The sequence below is a fragment of the Yersinia sp. SCPM-O-B-9106 (C-191) genome, from assembly GCF_026183365.1.
Taxonomy (GTDB): Bacteria; Pseudomonadota; Gammaproteobacteria; order Enterobacterales; family Enterobacteriaceae; genus Yersinia; species Yersinia rochesterensis.
On the sequence record NZ_CP110791.1, the window covers coordinates 2,039,242 to 2,053,850 of the forward strand.

The window sequence follows — 14,609 nt, forward strand, 5'->3', positions numbered from 1 at the left end:
TATAAGGTGAAAAAAATAACTATATTATTCACCATTAAGTTTCACTGTGGTTAAATATAGATTTACTTTTCACTGGTATTATTTATAGCATTAATCACTATAGAGTTATTTTCGTATTTTTCAAATCATCATAAATTTATTGTCATATTCTCGCGGTGATTATCATCATGAGAATCTATTGGTTTATCTCACTCTTCGCCTTGTGTGGGAAAATGGATTCAGCTGCAAAAAAAGTTCCTGCAAATATTAACTATTTTGTCAATTATAAATATTAGCAGTGACGTTTATTTTTTCATATTTGATGGCATTAACTGATTTTGTAACAAGGAGAATAAAAAATAGTTATTTGATATCATAGATCTACATCGGATTGTCTGTTAAAAATGTTTGTAATGTTAGGGTGATAATACACAAAATCGCCAAAACTTTGATTGCAAAAAATGTAACTTCACGTCGTTAGTGTCTACGCGACAATAATTTTTGATAATATATCTATAAATTATTCTAAATCCAACGGGTGTTTTTTTTATTATATATCAAAGAATATCTACAGTTAGCATTATACACGTAGGCATGCTTGTTGTTTTTTCTGATTAATTTTTACGCAAAGCAAAGGATTGGTGAATTATGTTTCTATCTCGTAAGTTTGAAGCCTTTATGGCTGTAGTTGAAAATGGTTCGCTGAGTAAGGCTGCAAGAGTAATGAATAGAACTACACCCCCTGTAGCAAAGTCTATAAAAGACTTTGAAAGCATAATAGGCAAAAAATTATTTAAACGAGAAAAGTTTGGTATGAGTTTAACTCGGGATGGCGAGGTTTTATATAATGATCTAAAAGATTTATATCAGCAAGAAAAAGAAATAACCAAAAAACATCTTACTGGTCATGTTTCTAATGTTATCAATATTTATTACGATTGGGGGAAAAGTGAAAAGCTGACGAAGTTGTATAAAGTCGCTGAGAAAAATAACATCCAAGCTAATATAATAAAATTTTATTATGAAAATATTGATGAGATTGGAGATTATGATGGAAACTCGCTGATACTCTCATCAGAAAAAATTCCCAGTGACAGATTTATACTATTGAATGAAGTCCCAGATAGTGGCTTTGGTATTTATGGCAGAAAAGATATAATTAATGAAAGTCCAGATATAATAAATATCCTTCATAATAATACGTGGCTGTGTAATCCTACATTATATAGAAGTAAATTTGTTAAGGATTTAGAGGAATTGGTTAAAAAACAACATGATAAAGTCAGTGTTAGACAGGTAGATAACTTGGCTTGCTGTTTGGATTTTATCTATTCAGGTCGATATATCTGTATTACAGACTCTATCATGGATAATTTTAATGGTGATTCAAAATTGGATTTCATAAACTTAGCCAATTTCCAAGATGAAAACAAACTGTATTTTTACAAATCAAGGTCACATTCAAGCGTACTAAATGGATTAATTGATTATATTTATAGTTTGGTATAACCATACAATGTTATTTATTTTTCAGAGAAAATGATTAATTTATCCCTGATCGGAACTATTCGGGATAATTTGATTGATTATAAAATAGAAACACTATGAGGAGATGGTGGTGGGGGAAGGATTATTCGTCACTACGTTCCTCACCCTTTGGGCTGCCGCGATGCGGCGTGGTCTCGCTTTGCTCGGCGCGAACCTTGTCGAAGGTTCATTATCTTCCCTTGATTTGCGCTATTTGAGCAACGTTATTTATCTGAGAATTAGAAACACTATGAGGAGATGGTGGTGGGGGAAGGATTCGAACCTTCGAAGTCGATGACGGCAGATTTACAGTCTGCTCCCTTTGGCCGCTCGGGAACCCCACCACTGATTTCGTGGTTTAATGAATGATACTTGGCCGTGCTATTCCTTTGAAGACTCTCATCTTTCCCTTAAGTGCTTATCTGAACTCTTGATGCTGAATCAGCTTGCTGCTTAAGGTTAAAAATGGTGGTGGGGGAAGGATTCGAACCTTCGAAGTCGATGACGGCAGATTTACAGTCTGCTCCCTTTGGCCGCTCGGGAACCCCACCACTGGCCTATCTGCTTAACAATACTGTCTTGGTAAGCGGGGCGCATCATATCAAATGAAGCGCCGCTGTAAAGACTTGAAATGAAAAAAATAATTCGTTCGATGTTTTTTTGTCCGTGACGATGATTATATGGACAAAAAATATCGATTTATTGTGTATTTACAAAATAACAGTTCGGTTACCGTAAACAAAAACCCGCTGTGCTAATACACGATAGAGCGCCCGGCTCAATACGTTTTTCTCGACATCACGCCCGGCACGCATCATATCTTCTGCGGTATATGAGTGATCAACATGAATCACATCCTGCATAATAATTGGGCCTTCATCCAAGCTGTCATTGACATAATGCGCTGTAGCACCAATGATTTTCACACCTCGCTCGTAAGCTTGATGGTAAGGACGTGCACCAATAAAGGCAGGTAAAAAAGAGTGATGAATATTAATAATCTGATATGGGAAGCGCTGCACAAAAGCGGGTGTCAACACGCGCATATATTTTGCTAATACAACATAATCTGGCTGGTATTGTTCTATTTGTTCAATCAACAGTTGATCATGCTGGTCACGGGTCAAACCTTCATGGCTAATAAGATGGAACGGAATATCAAAACGCTCGACCAAATGCTGTAATTCACTATGGTTGCCAATGACGGCAGCAATCTCAACATCCAGACCGCCGTAAGCGCTTTTCATTAATAAGTCACCCAGGCAATGTGCTTCTTTGGTGACCATAATGACAATGCGACGACGCCCAGCAGTATGCAGCTCGCGATTAGTCCCTTCCGGTAATGCGTCGTCCAGATCGGCGAGCAAGGTGGTATCGTTAAAAATACCTTCAAGCTCTGTACGCATGAAAAAGCGACCCGTCAGATGATCGACGAACTCATTATTTTGCACGATATTGAGTTGGTGTTTGTAGCAAATATTAGTGATTTTTGCGATTAAACCTTTGGCATCAGGGCAAATGGTGCGTAACACTTTCTTTTGTACATTCTGGTGTGGCATAAGGTGGTAAATCCTGTCTTAACATGACTTGATGTTATGTAATTGTTTGATGTTACGGCCAATAAGAGAACGATCTTACCGTTAGCGCCCGCAGCATTTCTTATGTTTTTTCCCCGAGTCACAAGGGCATGCATCATTTCTACCCACAGATGGCCGGATTCCGTCAATATAGTACCAGTGTTCATTTATGCGAAGGAAGCGAGAACGTTCATGCATGGAGCTTATCTGGGTACTATTTGTATCAGTATTGTTTGTATCGGTATTGTTTGTATCAGAAAAACGAGCGATAAACTCAACAAATGCTTCATCATCACGATCACTCTCGATTTCAGCAATGACAGTTAATCCGTGCCATGTCGTATTATTAAAACTTTGAATTATTCCATCACGCCATTTTTGCGCATTGCAGTCGGGATGCCAAGTATTGACCAGATAATCCACATTCTTTTTCACGTAGGCGCTATAGCGGGAACGCATCAATATCGCCGGGTTAACCGCAACTTGAGTACCTAGAATATAAGGTTCACAACATTCTTGATATTCAAGTGTACTGCCGCAAGGACACTGTTCTGACAAAATTTCTCCAAAATAATCAATATGCCGTGATCACCGCGAGTTACTCATTAACGGCAGATCAGCACAAGCAAAGCCGAGCTGTTGCGAATAGGGGGTATCTTACCTAATCATGTGTTGAGGTTCAAAGCTGATAGTCTCGTAAGAGACCGAGTGTAATCATAAGTTTTGTGACTTAACTCACAAAAATACTTGACCGCCGTTTCATTTTGGATTAACTTTACAACTGTGATGTGTATCACATAAAAATAAAGATATGACTGGAGCTAGCCATGAAACTGATTAACAAAGTTATCGCAATGTTCGAAAAAATGAATGTCTCATTCGGTACTATTAACGGTTAATTATTTCGTTATTAATATATTAGTCTTCATAATATTCTGGACGAAACTCGGTTCATAGGTGATGGTTCTGAGCTTATTGCAGACAGACCATAAAGTAACAATGCACTGTGCATGACCTGTTTCTCGTGTTTGTTTTTATCAGATGATATTTCGCCTGTTGAGCGCGTGATCCTGAATATTAACTCTAAATAGCTACCATTAAGGTGGCTATTTTGCTTTTTATCTGCTGTTGATGATAATAAAATTAAAAGAATATAATTAATAAATTAGTTGTATGTCCTTCATATATGCTTCTTATGTTTTACTCATTGATTGGGGTATAACTTTTTCACCATAAATATACTCAATGGATCATAGGCATAATGGCCGAGTTGAGTTGTCAATTCAAAACCTAGTCGTTGATATAAGCATATTGCTTCAGGCTGGAATACTCCCGTTTCAAGATAAATTTCCTTTATTTTTAAAGTATTAGCTTTGTCAAATAGGGCGGTTATCAGCAATGATGCAATACCGTGACCTCGGCAATCTGGCGTGACAAAAATGCGTTTAACTTCAGGGGCGCTATCCCCATGTAGTACCAGAATCGCGCATCCGACAATGCGGCCTTCCCACTTCGCGACATAAATATATGCTTTTATCTGAGCCAAATGCTCTATAGGCTCCGCATGATTGTTTTCTGCGGGCTAGAGTGCAGATTGGTACGCATCTAATTGATTAATTAGTGTAACAATCTCAGAAATAAACCGATCAATTTTGCATATTTCAATATTCATTGTATGTCTTTTCGTCCCCGCGCTATATCTTAGCCATGAAATGTAAAGTATTTGTATCAAAATAGCAGAAGAATAAATATTCACTATAGTTATATAAGTAAGGCTGTGAAGTAAAAGAATAAATACCCATTTTATTCCCTAGCTACAGCAAGGTTAATATCAACTAAATTGACTATCAACGTGCAGGGTGTGAGGCGTTACATTTATTTGCTTTTTCAGGGTAGGGGATGTGCCAAAGTGATTCGAAATGGATGAAACACAATGAGAAAAAGTAAGGTTGGATTGGCACTAGGAGCTGGAGCTGCTAAAGGATGGGCACATATTGGTGTCATTAATGCACTGAAAAAGATGGGCGTAGAGATTGATGTGGTCGCTGGGTGCTCAGTTGGCTCATTAGTTGGTGCAGCTTACGCCAGTGATCACCTGGAGGTAATGGAACGCTGGGTGCGCTCATTTAAATACTGGGATGTTATCCGAATGATGGATTTTTCGTGGCGGCGTGGTGGGCTACTGCACGGGAAGCGCGTATTTAGTGTGGTAAATGAAATTATTGAAGTACAAGATATCGCCGAATGCGCATTGCCTTTCGGGTGCGTGGTAACAAATTTAACCACTGGTCGGGAGCTATGGCTTACAGAGGGGGATATCAAGCAAGCTATCAGAGCATCGTGCAGTATGCCTGGGTTATTCTCACCTGTTTTGTTAGAGGGATATTGGCTTGTTGATGGTGCAGTTGTTAATCCGGTTCCAATCTCTTTGGCCAGGGCTATGGGGGCTGATATCGTTATTGCGGTTGATTTGCAGCATGATGCACATCTTATTGCGCAAGATATATTTTCTCCACAAACACTTGAAAGCAAGCTTGCGGAGATCCCGGATAATTGGCACCGGCGCTTGAAAGCACGGATAACGAACCTAACATCTAGCCCGCCAAAGAATGCACCCAGCGCAATGGATATTATGTCTACGTCGATACAAGTATTGGAAAACCGATTGAAACGTAATCGTATGGCCGGCGATCCTCCTGATGTCCTTATTCAGCCTTATTGTCCACAAATATCAATGTTGGATTTTCACCGTGCGGATGAAGCCATTGCTGCCGGAGAATTGGCCGTGGAGAAGTGCGCGGAACAGTTATATCCCCTGATAAAGCACAGATAGCATAAGTCGGTGTCGGCAAAATAGCGCATAACAATTTCTGACAAGCACAAACAATCATTTTGAGCCACTATTACCATTAAGGTCAGTAAGAGAAGCAGTACATGGAAAAACCACTAGTAGGTAAAAATATTTTAGTCGTTGAGGACGAAACAGTTTTTCGCTCAGTCATTGCGGAATTCTTAGGTTCACTCGGCGCGACAGTGCACCAGGCGGAAAATGGACTGGTGGCTTTAGAACGATTAAAAACTCAGGTTCCTGATCTGATACTGTGCGATCTGGCTATGCCAGTGATGGGAGGGATAGAGTTTGTTGAGCGTTTACTCATTCAAGGGGTGAAAATTCCCATTCTGGTTATATCAGCAACCGATAAAATGACGGATATTGCTAAGGTTCTGCGTCTAGGTGTAAAAGACGTTTTGCTGAAGCCAATTGTCGACTTAAAACGCTTGCGAGAAACCGTATTGGCCTGCCTTTATCCTGCATTATTTACCTCCCATGCAATTGAAGAAACTGAACTTATTCAAGATTGGGAGGCGCTGCGCCAAAATCCTTATTATGCCGCTCAGTTATTAAAGCAGCTCCAACCTCCAGCACAACAAACAATTGCTCACTGCCGCATAAACTACCGGCAATTGACCATGGTTGAAAAACCGGGGTTAGTCTTGGATATTGCAGCATTGTCAGATAAAGATGTCGCTTTCTACTGCCTTGATGTTACACGGGCGGGAGATAACGGCGTTTTAGCCGCTTTATTGCTAAGGGTATTATTTAATGGGATTCTTCAAGAGCATTTAGCACATCAACAACACCGTCTACCACAGATGTCATCTTTACTCGAACAAGTTAATCAGCTCTTAAGACGTACCCATTTAGAGGGGCAATTTCCTTTGCTGATGGGCTATTACCATGTGGAGCATCAAAATTTGATACTGATTTCCGCTGGGTTACATGCCAATGTCCATGCAGGTAAACATCAGATTCAACTCAGTAATGGCGTGCCTTTAGGAACATTAAAAACAACCCATTTAAATCAAATTAGCCAGCGTTGCGCTGCATGGCAGTGCCAAATTTGGGGCGGAGGGAGTCGGTTACGGTTGATGCTGTCCGCGGATGAGCCAGCCGTGCTATGAAAATAGAATAATGAGTTTAATAAATCAATATATTGACACATTTGTTTACGACTACATCTATCTTAATATAAATGGTTCTATAACGAATCTGTGAAATAAGCCCAATATGCTTCAATCGATGTGTATAACCGAGATGTAATAATTATCGGTTGATATACTTTCTTCCTTACTTATATCTGAAAATTTTCAACCTGCTTTATTTTTACAGGCAATAAGATACGTCGCCTCAGGCTAAATTAAGGTTAGTTACTGATAATGACCTGTAGCACGCCCCTTATTGAATTTTTGACTTGAGGATAGATTGAATGAAGGTTACGGTTTTTGGTATTGGCTATGTCGGGTTAGTCCAGGCTGCTGTCCTGGCTGAAGTTGGCCATGATGTTATGTGTATAGATATTGATGAAAAGAAAGTTGCTGATCTACGAAAAGGCCATATCGCTATTTTCGAACCCGGATTAGCACCACTGGTAAAAGAGAATTATGAGAGTGGCAGACTACAATTCTCCACGGATGCAGAAGCTGGTGTAGCACATGGCACTATTCAATTTATAGCCGTTGGCACTCCTCCTGATGAAGATGGTGCCGCTGACCTGAAGTATGTGCTTGCCGTTGCCAGTACCATTGCTAAATATATGGATACTCCCAAAGTTATTATCGATAAATCTACCGTCCCTGTAGGGACTGCGGATAAAGTGCAAGAAAGGATACAAACTGTTCTACAGCAACGAGGGAAGAAAATAGCATTCAATGTGGTTTCAAATCCTGAGTTTCTAAAAGAAGGGGCGGCAGTCGCTGACTGTAAACGTCCAGAACGCATCGTTATCGGCATTGATACTGATGATAACGGTGTTATCGATTTAATTAGCGAGTTATACGAGCCATTTAATCGAAATCATGACCGGATGTTAATAATGGATATTCGCAGTGCTGAACTGACGAAATATGCAGCAAACGGCATGTTGGCAACTAAGATCAGTTTTATGAATGAAATTGCTAATATCGCTGAACGTCTTGGCGCAGATATCGAAAAGGTGAGACAGGGCATTGGTTCTGACTCGCGCATTGGCTACCATTTTATTTATTCTGGCTGTGGTTATGGTGGTTCTTGTTTCCCCAAAGATATTCAGGCGTTAATTCGTACAGCCGAAAATTGTGGTTATCAGCCTCAGTTGTTACAGGCTGTTGAGCAAATCAATAATGAGCAAAAGTTTAAATTGGTCGAATTTATTCTGCGTCACTTTAACTCACAACTGGCGGGAAAAACATTGGCTCTTTGGGGGTTAGCATTTAAACCCAATACGGATGATATGCGCGAAGCTCCGAGTCGGATTTTAATGGAGTCATTGTGGAAAGCCGGTGTGACTATTCAAGCTTATGACCCCGAGGCAATGGATGAAGCACAGCGGATTTATGGTGCCAGGGACGACTTAAAATTAATGGGTACAAAGGAGTCAGCATTACAAGGCGCTGACGCTTTGATTATTTGTACTGAATGGCAGAATTTTAGGGCGCCTGATTTTGGGATGATCAAGTCCCAGCTTAAACACCCCGTTATTTTTGATGGGCGCAATTTGTACGATCCCGAGCGTCTAAATAGACAAGGTTTTACTTATTACGGGATTGGCCGTGGTGCTTCGATTAATCGTGCGCAATAAGTGGTAAAAGTGGGTTTATGTGTTGGGTACAAAATTAAAGGAGTTCTTTTTGTGTAGCCAACACTAATCCTCATCTGATTCAATAACAGTGGCTTATCGCTAAATTTATCTTATATCACAAAGGATAATGCCGATTTGGCTGTTATAGCGATTATTATATTGTTATAAATTAGCGAAGTCTTCTTATCGACTCTCATTGAGAGTGATAACAGAACGTTATTTATTGAAAATGATATGTTTAGATTGACTGTCGTTTACCGATTGGATGTAAACCGTTAGATAGGGTAATTCATTGGAGGAGTACGAGTTTTGACTCTTAAAAGAGAACGCAAAAAAATACCCCCCGTATAATAGGAGGGTATTTTTATCACAATAGTAAATTAACTATTACGACTACAGCAGGAAATCATCTAGTGATTTGCCTTCATCTTCAATGGCTTTCTTAATCACTGCTGGAGTACGGCCTTGGCCTGTCCAGGTTTTAACATCGCCATTTTCGTCTGTGTACTGATATTTAGCAGGGCGTGCAGCACGTTTTGATTTACCAGTTGCGGCTTTAGCAGCTGCAATAGTATTCAACAGTTCATTTGGATCAATACCATCTGCAATAAGCATTTCACGGTATTGCTGTAATTTACGTGTGCGTTCTTCAATTTCTGCCTGTGCTTGAGAGTCTTCTTCGCGGCGTTCATTAACGACCACTTCGAGTTTCTCCAGCATCTCTTCTAAAGTTTCAAGAGTGCATTCACGCGCTTGTGCACGCAGAGTACGGATGTTGTTAAGAATTTTTAACGCTTCGCTCATTGTCCTGGTCTCAAATTATAATTGGTGGGGGGGCGTCTGGATAATAATAGAGTGCTATTTTAATTTCTGCAATAGCCAATTTGATTAGCATACTCGAATTCACGTATTTATTAGCGAAAACTTGCTGCTTACTACTAATAAACGATGGGCACTTGTTATTATCTGAGCTGTTTTTAACGTAAATTTTCGTTTCACTCACTAATGATTTTGCTCGAGAGCATGATTTTCTCACTAAGTTATAAGTTTGCTTTATATCAATAAAGCAAAAATAGGTTACTTCTCATGTTGGGATGCACAATAACTGATCACACGACAACACCGAGATATTGATATAGCCGCAACGAAATATTGAGTAAGAAAAAACATGCAGTCCAAGCTTTGTCAGGTCACGGCAATATTTGTTATCACTATTTACGAATTAATCATGAGAACACATTACCCGTATCATTAATGTACCAATCGTGCGACCTACATATCAAACACTATTGCTTTCATCTCGCGCTAATCTGGTTAATGTTCAAACAGAATACTTTTACTGTCTCAATATTGTGAAATGGGTCATGTAACCTAGCTAATAATACATAAGCATTTCCACATCAAAGCTCTGTCAACTTCATTAGTTATCTCATTACTTAATAGAAAAAACAGTAATATAGAGGAGATCCTCTGCTCCACGAAACCTTGGGATTTATGATAAACTGTGTATATGTTGTCAATGTGACCATTTATTATACTATTGGAGCTACAGGCCCATGGCTCAACTTTATTTTTATTACTCAGCAATGAATGCAGGTAAATCTACAGCGCTATTGCAGTCCTCTTATAACTACCAAGAGCGTGGTATGCGCACTCTGGTGTTTACAGCCGAGATTGATAATCGCTTTGGGGTTGGAACAGTCAGTTCGCGTATTGGTCTGTCTTCACAGGCCCTGCTTTACAATAGTGGGACATCATTATTATCTATAATCAACACCGAGCATCAGGGAAGTCCGGTCCATTGTATTTTACTCGATGAGTGCCAATTTTTGACTAAAGAGCAGGTTCAGGAATTGTGCCAGGTGGTGGATGAATTGCATATCCCTGTGCTGTGTTATGGTTTACGCACTGACTTCCTCGGTGAGTTATTCCCTGGCAGTAAATACTTATTGTCGTGGGCTGACAAATTGGTCGAGCTAAAGACAATTTGTCATTGTGGGCGTAAGGCTAATATGGTGTTACGTTTAGATGCACAGGGCCGGGCTGTTCACGATGGTGAACAAGTTGTTATCGGTGGGAATGAAAGCTACGTTTCTGTTTGCCGACGCCATTATAAAGAAGCCATCAAAGCTGCCTCCCTCTCTCAATATCCTTAACGGCCCAGAGAACACCTCACTGGCTCCTTTATTAAAGGCAGTGGGGTAGTTACTTTTTACGTTATTAACACTATATAGCACCGTACAGCTTCATTCATTGTGCTTATGCGTATGACTCATACTCTCTAACCTCTATTTCTGACCGCGTCATAAATGACCAAGGTATTTTATTGAGTATCATTGGTGGGATGACATCGAGCTATTCATTTTTATAAGTTATTAATCCGACGATATCCCTCAGTAAATCGCATCTGGTGAGATGTGGTGAGTTTATTTGATGGGGCAGGTGAATGAGGTAAGGGCAACTATAAATCGCCGTTGTCGGGGATTTAGAAGCAATGAGTAAAGCATGGTATGCAGACTATGTATAAATTCATTGGATGAATATAAAAAGAAACCCCCAACAGATGTCGGGGGTTATATCTTTCAGTGGCTCGCCTCACCACCGGTGAGACTACACATTAAGATAGAAATTACTTCTTGGCTTTTTTCTCAGCTTTTGGGGCTGGAGCGGCTACTGCAACTTCTTCATGATCCAGCTCTTCGCTGAATTCACGGCCGTAGTAAGTATCCATCAGGATCTGTTTCAGCTCAGAGATCAGTGGGTAGCGCGGGTTAGCACCGGTACACTGGTCATCAAATGCATCTTCAGACAGTTTGTCTACTTTCGCCAGGAAGTCTGCTTCTTGCACGCCAGCTTCACGGATTGACGCTGGGATACCCAAATCAGCTTTGATTTCATCTAACCAAGTCAGCAGTTTCTGGATTTTCTGTGCGGTACGGTCGCCCGGAGCACTCAGACCCAGATGGTCTGCAATTTCAGCATAACGACGACGCGCTTGTGGGCGGTCATACTGGCTGAATGCAGTCTGTTTGGTTGGGTTGTCATTCGCGTTATAGCGGATAACGTTAGAAATCAACATGGCGTTTGCCAAGCCGTGTGGAATGTGGAACTCAGAACCCAGTTTATGGGCCATTGAGTGACAGACACCCAAGAAGGCGTTAGCAAAAGCGATACCGGCAATAGTCGCGGCGTTGTGAACACGTTCACGTGCAACCGGATTTTTTGCCCCTTCATGATAGCTGGCTGGTAAGAATTCTTTCAGCAGTTTCAGCGCTTGCAGAGCCTGGCCGTCGGAGTATTCGTTCGCCAATACAGAAACATAAGCTTCCAGAGCATGGGTCACTGCATCCAAACCACCGAACGCACACAGAGACTTAGGCATATTCATAACCAGGTTGGCATCAACGATTGCCATATCTGGAGTCAATGCATAGTCAGCCAATGGATATTTCTGGCCTGTGGCATCGTCGGTAACTACCGCGAATGGTGTAACTTCTGAACCCGTACCTGATGTGGTGGTTACGGCGATCATTTTCGCTTTCACGCCCATTTTCGGGAACTTGTAAATACGTTTACGGATATCCATAAAGCGTAATGCCAGTTCTTCGAAGTGGGTTTCTGGGTGTTCGTACATGACCCACATGATTTTCGCAGCATCCATCGGTGAACCACCACCCAGCGCGATGATCACGTCTGGTTTGAAGGAGTTCATCTGCTCTGCACCTTTGCGCACAATACTCAGGGTAGGGTCCGCTTCTACTTCGAAGAAGACTTCAGTTTCGATACCGTGAGATTTCAGTACGCTGGTGATTTGATCAGCATAACCGTTGTTGAACAGGTAGCGGTCAGTCACGATGAAGGCACGTTTTGCACCGTCAGTTGCCACTTCTTCCAACGCGATAGGCAGGGAGCCACGGCGGAAGTAAATAGATTTCGGGAGTTTATGCCACAACATGTTTTCTGCTCGCTTAGCCACAGTTTTCTTGTTGATCAAGTGTTTCGGACCGACGTTTTCAGAGATGGAGTTACCACCCCAAGAACCGCAACCCAGCGTCAGAGATGGCGCTACTTTGAAGTTATACAGGTCACCGATACCACCATGAGAGGCAGGGGTATTGATTAAGATTCGGGCGGTTTTCATTTTATCGCCGAAATACTTAACGCGCGCAGGCTGGTTATCTTGGTCTGTATACAGGCAAGAGGTATGGCCTATACCGCCCATTTCCACCAGTTTTTCTGCTTTTTCAACAGCGTCTTCAAAGTTCTTCGCACGATACATCGCCAGTGTTGGAGACAGTTTTTCGTGAGCGAATGGCTCTGATTCATCAACAACTTTAACTTCGCCGATCAGAATCTTAGTATTAGCAGGAACTTTGATGCCGGCCATTTCAGCAATTTTAGTTGCTGGCTGACCTACGATAGCCGCGTTCAGGCCACCATTTTTCAGGATGATGTCCTGAACAGCTTTCAGTTCTTTGCCCTGTAACAGGTAGCCGCCGTGGGAAGAAAAACGCTCACGAACAGCATCATAAACTGAGTCAACAACAATGATAGATTGCTCAGACGCACAAATGACGCCGTTATCAAAGGTTTTAGACATCAGAATAGAGGCAACAACACGTTTGATATCGGCTGTTTCATCAACAACAACTGGCGTGTTACCCGCACCAACACCGATAGCAGGCTTACCAGAACTGTAAGCAGCTTTAACCATGCCTGGGCCACCGGTGGCCAGAATCAAGTTAATGTCTGGGTGGTGCATCAGTTGGTTAGATAACTCAACAGTAGGGGCATCAATCCAACCAATAATATCTGCTGGCGCACCTGCGGCGATTGCGGCTTGAAGCACGATATCTGCAGCTTTATTGGTTGCGTCTTTAGCACGTGGATGTGGAGAGAATACGATACCGTTACGGGTCTTCAAGCTAATCAATGCTTTGAAGATAGCGGTAGAGGTCGGGTTGGTCGTTGGCACGATACCGCAAATCAAACCGATTGGTTCAGCGATAGTGATAGTACCAAAGGTTTTATCTTCTTCCAGAATGCCACAAGTCTTTTCATCTTTGTATGCATTATAAATGTATTCAGAAGCGAAGTGGTTTTTGATCACTTTGTCTTCCACAATACCCATGCCAGATTCTTCTACAGCCAGTTTGGCCAGAGGAATACGGGCATCTGCTGCAGCCAGAGCTGCGGCACGGAAGATTTTATCAACCTGCTCTTGAGTAAAGTTGGCATACTCGCGCTGGGCTTTCTTGACGCGTGCTACTAGCTCGTTAAGTTCAGCGACATTCGTTACAGCCATAATGCTCTCCTGATAATGTTAAACTCTTTTAGTAAATGAGCTGTTGAAGCAATGAGTATAGACAGGCTAAGCCGTGCTGTACTCTCGAATAGAGATAGTTTTTATATCTTACTTTCTCATTCTTTACCGCTGATTTACTGAAAGAGCTTTAAGTTCGCCAGGAATAAAGTGGGAGAAAAACACTCTTTTCAACCCAGATACTCCATTTCTTGCTAAAGGTTCACTCTACTACGGCTCTGAGCTTAACGATTCTTAGGACTGATTTTCGTGATTTAAATCACAAAATCCGCAAGCTGACACCATTCAGCAATTATTAGTCGAGAGTAATTATCATTAGCGTAAATAAAGTGACAATTCATGACGTTAAATCATCATTGACGCCACAGAATATTAACAATAATGATTATTTTAGACAGTGGAGATTTATCCCGCCTAAATGCGGGTTTATTCCATGGATTCCTGTGACTAATTCTATTACATTAGCGCGCACATCTACTTTGGGGTTGTCCTAAGGGTGATTTTCAGTGAAAAGAACTGTTGTCAGGGGGGTGAGCAGTGGAGGCCAGTTGCGGCGTGTGGTGGCATCATTATTTGCCCGCGAAT

General features: G+C 41.3%; 10 protein-coding genes, 2 tRNA genes and 1 other RNA gene. 5 read left to right on the top strand and 8 right to left on the bottom strand.

What is annotated here, in order from left to right; translation table 11 throughout:
* Positions 1-627 precede the first annotated feature (627 nt).
* Positions 628-1,488, top strand: a complete 861-nt coding sequence (locus tag OP863_RS09415; RefSeq protein WP_038633237.1) for a LysR family transcriptional regulator — start codon at positions 628-630, stop codon at positions 1,486-1,488.
* Between the two features lie 104 nt (positions 1,489-1,592).
* On the opposite strand, the gene OP863_RS09420 is transcribed toward OP863_RS09415, so the two are convergent.
* From OP863_RS09420 to OP863_RS09445, 6 genes are all read right to left on the bottom strand, one after another.
* Positions 1,593-1,720, bottom strand: a non-coding RNA gene (locus OP863_RS09420) — RtT sRNA.
* A gap of 45 nt (positions 1,721-1,765) precedes the next feature.
* Positions 1,766-1,850, bottom strand: a tRNA-Tyr gene (locus tag OP863_RS09425).
* A gap of 122 nt (positions 1,851-1,972) precedes the next feature.
* Positions 1,973-2,057, bottom strand: a tRNA-Tyr gene (locus OP863_RS09430).
* 159 nt (positions 2,058-2,216) lie between these two features.
* Positions 2,217-3,065 (bottom strand): formyltetrahydrofolate deformylase, encoded by an 849-nt coding sequence (gene purU / locus OP863_RS09435; RefSeq protein ID WP_038633234.1) that lies wholly within the window; start codon positions 3,063-3,065, stop codon positions 2,217-2,219.
* A gap of 81 nt (positions 3,066-3,146) precedes the next feature.
* Positions 3,147-3,641, bottom strand: coding sequence for a YchJ family protein (locus OP863_RS09440; protein ID WP_265526171.1), 495 nt, complete (start codon positions 3,639-3,641; stop codon positions 3,147-3,149).
* 646 nt (positions 3,642-4,287) lie between these two features.
* Entirely contained in the window at positions 4,288-4,629 is a 342-nt protein-coding gene (locus OP863_RS09445; protein WP_186378144.1) for a GNAT family N-acetyltransferase, read from the bottom strand.
* A 387-nt stretch (positions 4,630-5,016) separates the two neighbouring features.
* Here OP863_RS09445 and rssA point away from each other — a divergent pair, with 387 nt between their 5' ends.
* From rssA to OP863_RS09460, 3 genes are all read left to right on the top strand, one after another.
* Complete coding sequence (gene rssA, locus OP863_RS09450) at positions 5,017-5,916, top strand: patatin-like phospholipase RssA (protein ID WP_145588392.1); 900 nt, start codon at positions 5,017-5,019, stop codon at positions 5,914-5,916.
* 101 nt (positions 5,917-6,017) lie between these two features.
* The gene (gene rssB, locus OP863_RS09455) at positions 6,018-7,046 is read left to right on the top strand and encodes a two-component system response regulator RssB (protein ID WP_038633220.1); all 1,029 of its coding nucleotides are present in this window, start codon (positions 6,018-6,020) and stop codon (positions 7,044-7,046) included.
* A 305-nt stretch (positions 7,047-7,351) separates the two neighbouring features.
* Complete coding sequence (locus OP863_RS09460) at positions 7,352-8,701, top strand: UDP-glucose dehydrogenase family protein (RefSeq protein WP_265526172.1); 1,350 nt, start codon at positions 7,352-7,354, stop codon at positions 8,699-8,701.
* Between the two features lie 393 nt (positions 8,702-9,094).
* Here OP863_RS09460 and hns read toward each other — a convergent pair whose 3' ends face one another.
* A complete protein-coding gene (gene hns, locus OP863_RS09465) occupies positions 9,095-9,505 on the bottom strand; it encodes a histone-like nucleoid-structuring protein H-NS (RefSeq protein ID WP_004390904.1) in 411 nt (136 codons plus the stop codon).
* 752 nt (positions 9,506-10,257) lie between these two features.
* On the opposite strand from hns, the gene OP863_RS09470 reads away from it, so the two are divergent.
* Positions 10,258-10,857: a thymidine kinase gene (locus OP863_RS09470; RefSeq protein WP_038633214.1), complete on the top strand. Its 600-nt coding sequence runs from the start codon at positions 10,258-10,260 to the stop codon at positions 10,855-10,857.
* Between the two features lie 473 nt (positions 10,858-11,330).
* Here OP863_RS09470 and adhE read toward each other — a convergent pair whose 3' ends face one another.
* Positions 11,331-14,006: a bifunctional acetaldehyde-CoA/alcohol dehydrogenase gene (gene adhE, locus OP863_RS09475; RefSeq protein ID WP_145589052.1), complete on the bottom strand. Its 2,676-nt coding sequence runs from the start codon at positions 14,004-14,006 to the stop codon at positions 11,331-11,333.
* Positions 14,007-14,609: the final 603 nt, after the last annotated feature.

Bases quoted from the DNA above. Each gene is read 5' to 3' on its own strand.
- OP863_RS09415 (WP_038633237.1), top strand. From the start codon at position 628: ATGTTTCTATCTCGTAAGTTTGAAGCCTTTATGGCTGTAGTTGAAAAT.
- purU (WP_038633234.1), bottom strand. From the start codon at position 3,065: ATGCCACACCAGAATGTACAAAAGAAAGTGTTACGCACCATTTGCCCT.
- rssA (WP_145588392.1), top strand. From the start codon at position 5,017: ATGAGAAAAAGTAAGGTTGGATTGGCACTAGGAGCTGGAGCTGCTAAA.
- rssB (WP_038633220.1), top strand. From the start codon at position 6,018: ATGGAAAAACCACTAGTAGGTAAAAATATTTTAGTCGTTGAGGACGAA.
- OP863_RS09460 (WP_265526172.1), top strand. From the start codon at position 7,352: ATGAAGGTTACGGTTTTTGGTATTGGCTATGTCGGGTTAGTCCAGGCT.
- hns (WP_004390904.1), bottom strand. From the start codon at position 9,505: ATGAGCGAAGCGTTAAAAATTCTTAACAACATCCGTACTCTGCGTGCA.
- OP863_RS09470 (WP_038633214.1), top strand. From the start codon at position 10,258: ATGGCTCAACTTTATTTTTATTACTCAGCAATGAATGCAGGTAAATCT.
- adhE (WP_145589052.1), bottom strand. From the start codon at position 14,006: ATGGCTGTAACGAATGTCGCTGAACTTAACGAGCTAGTAGCACGCGTC.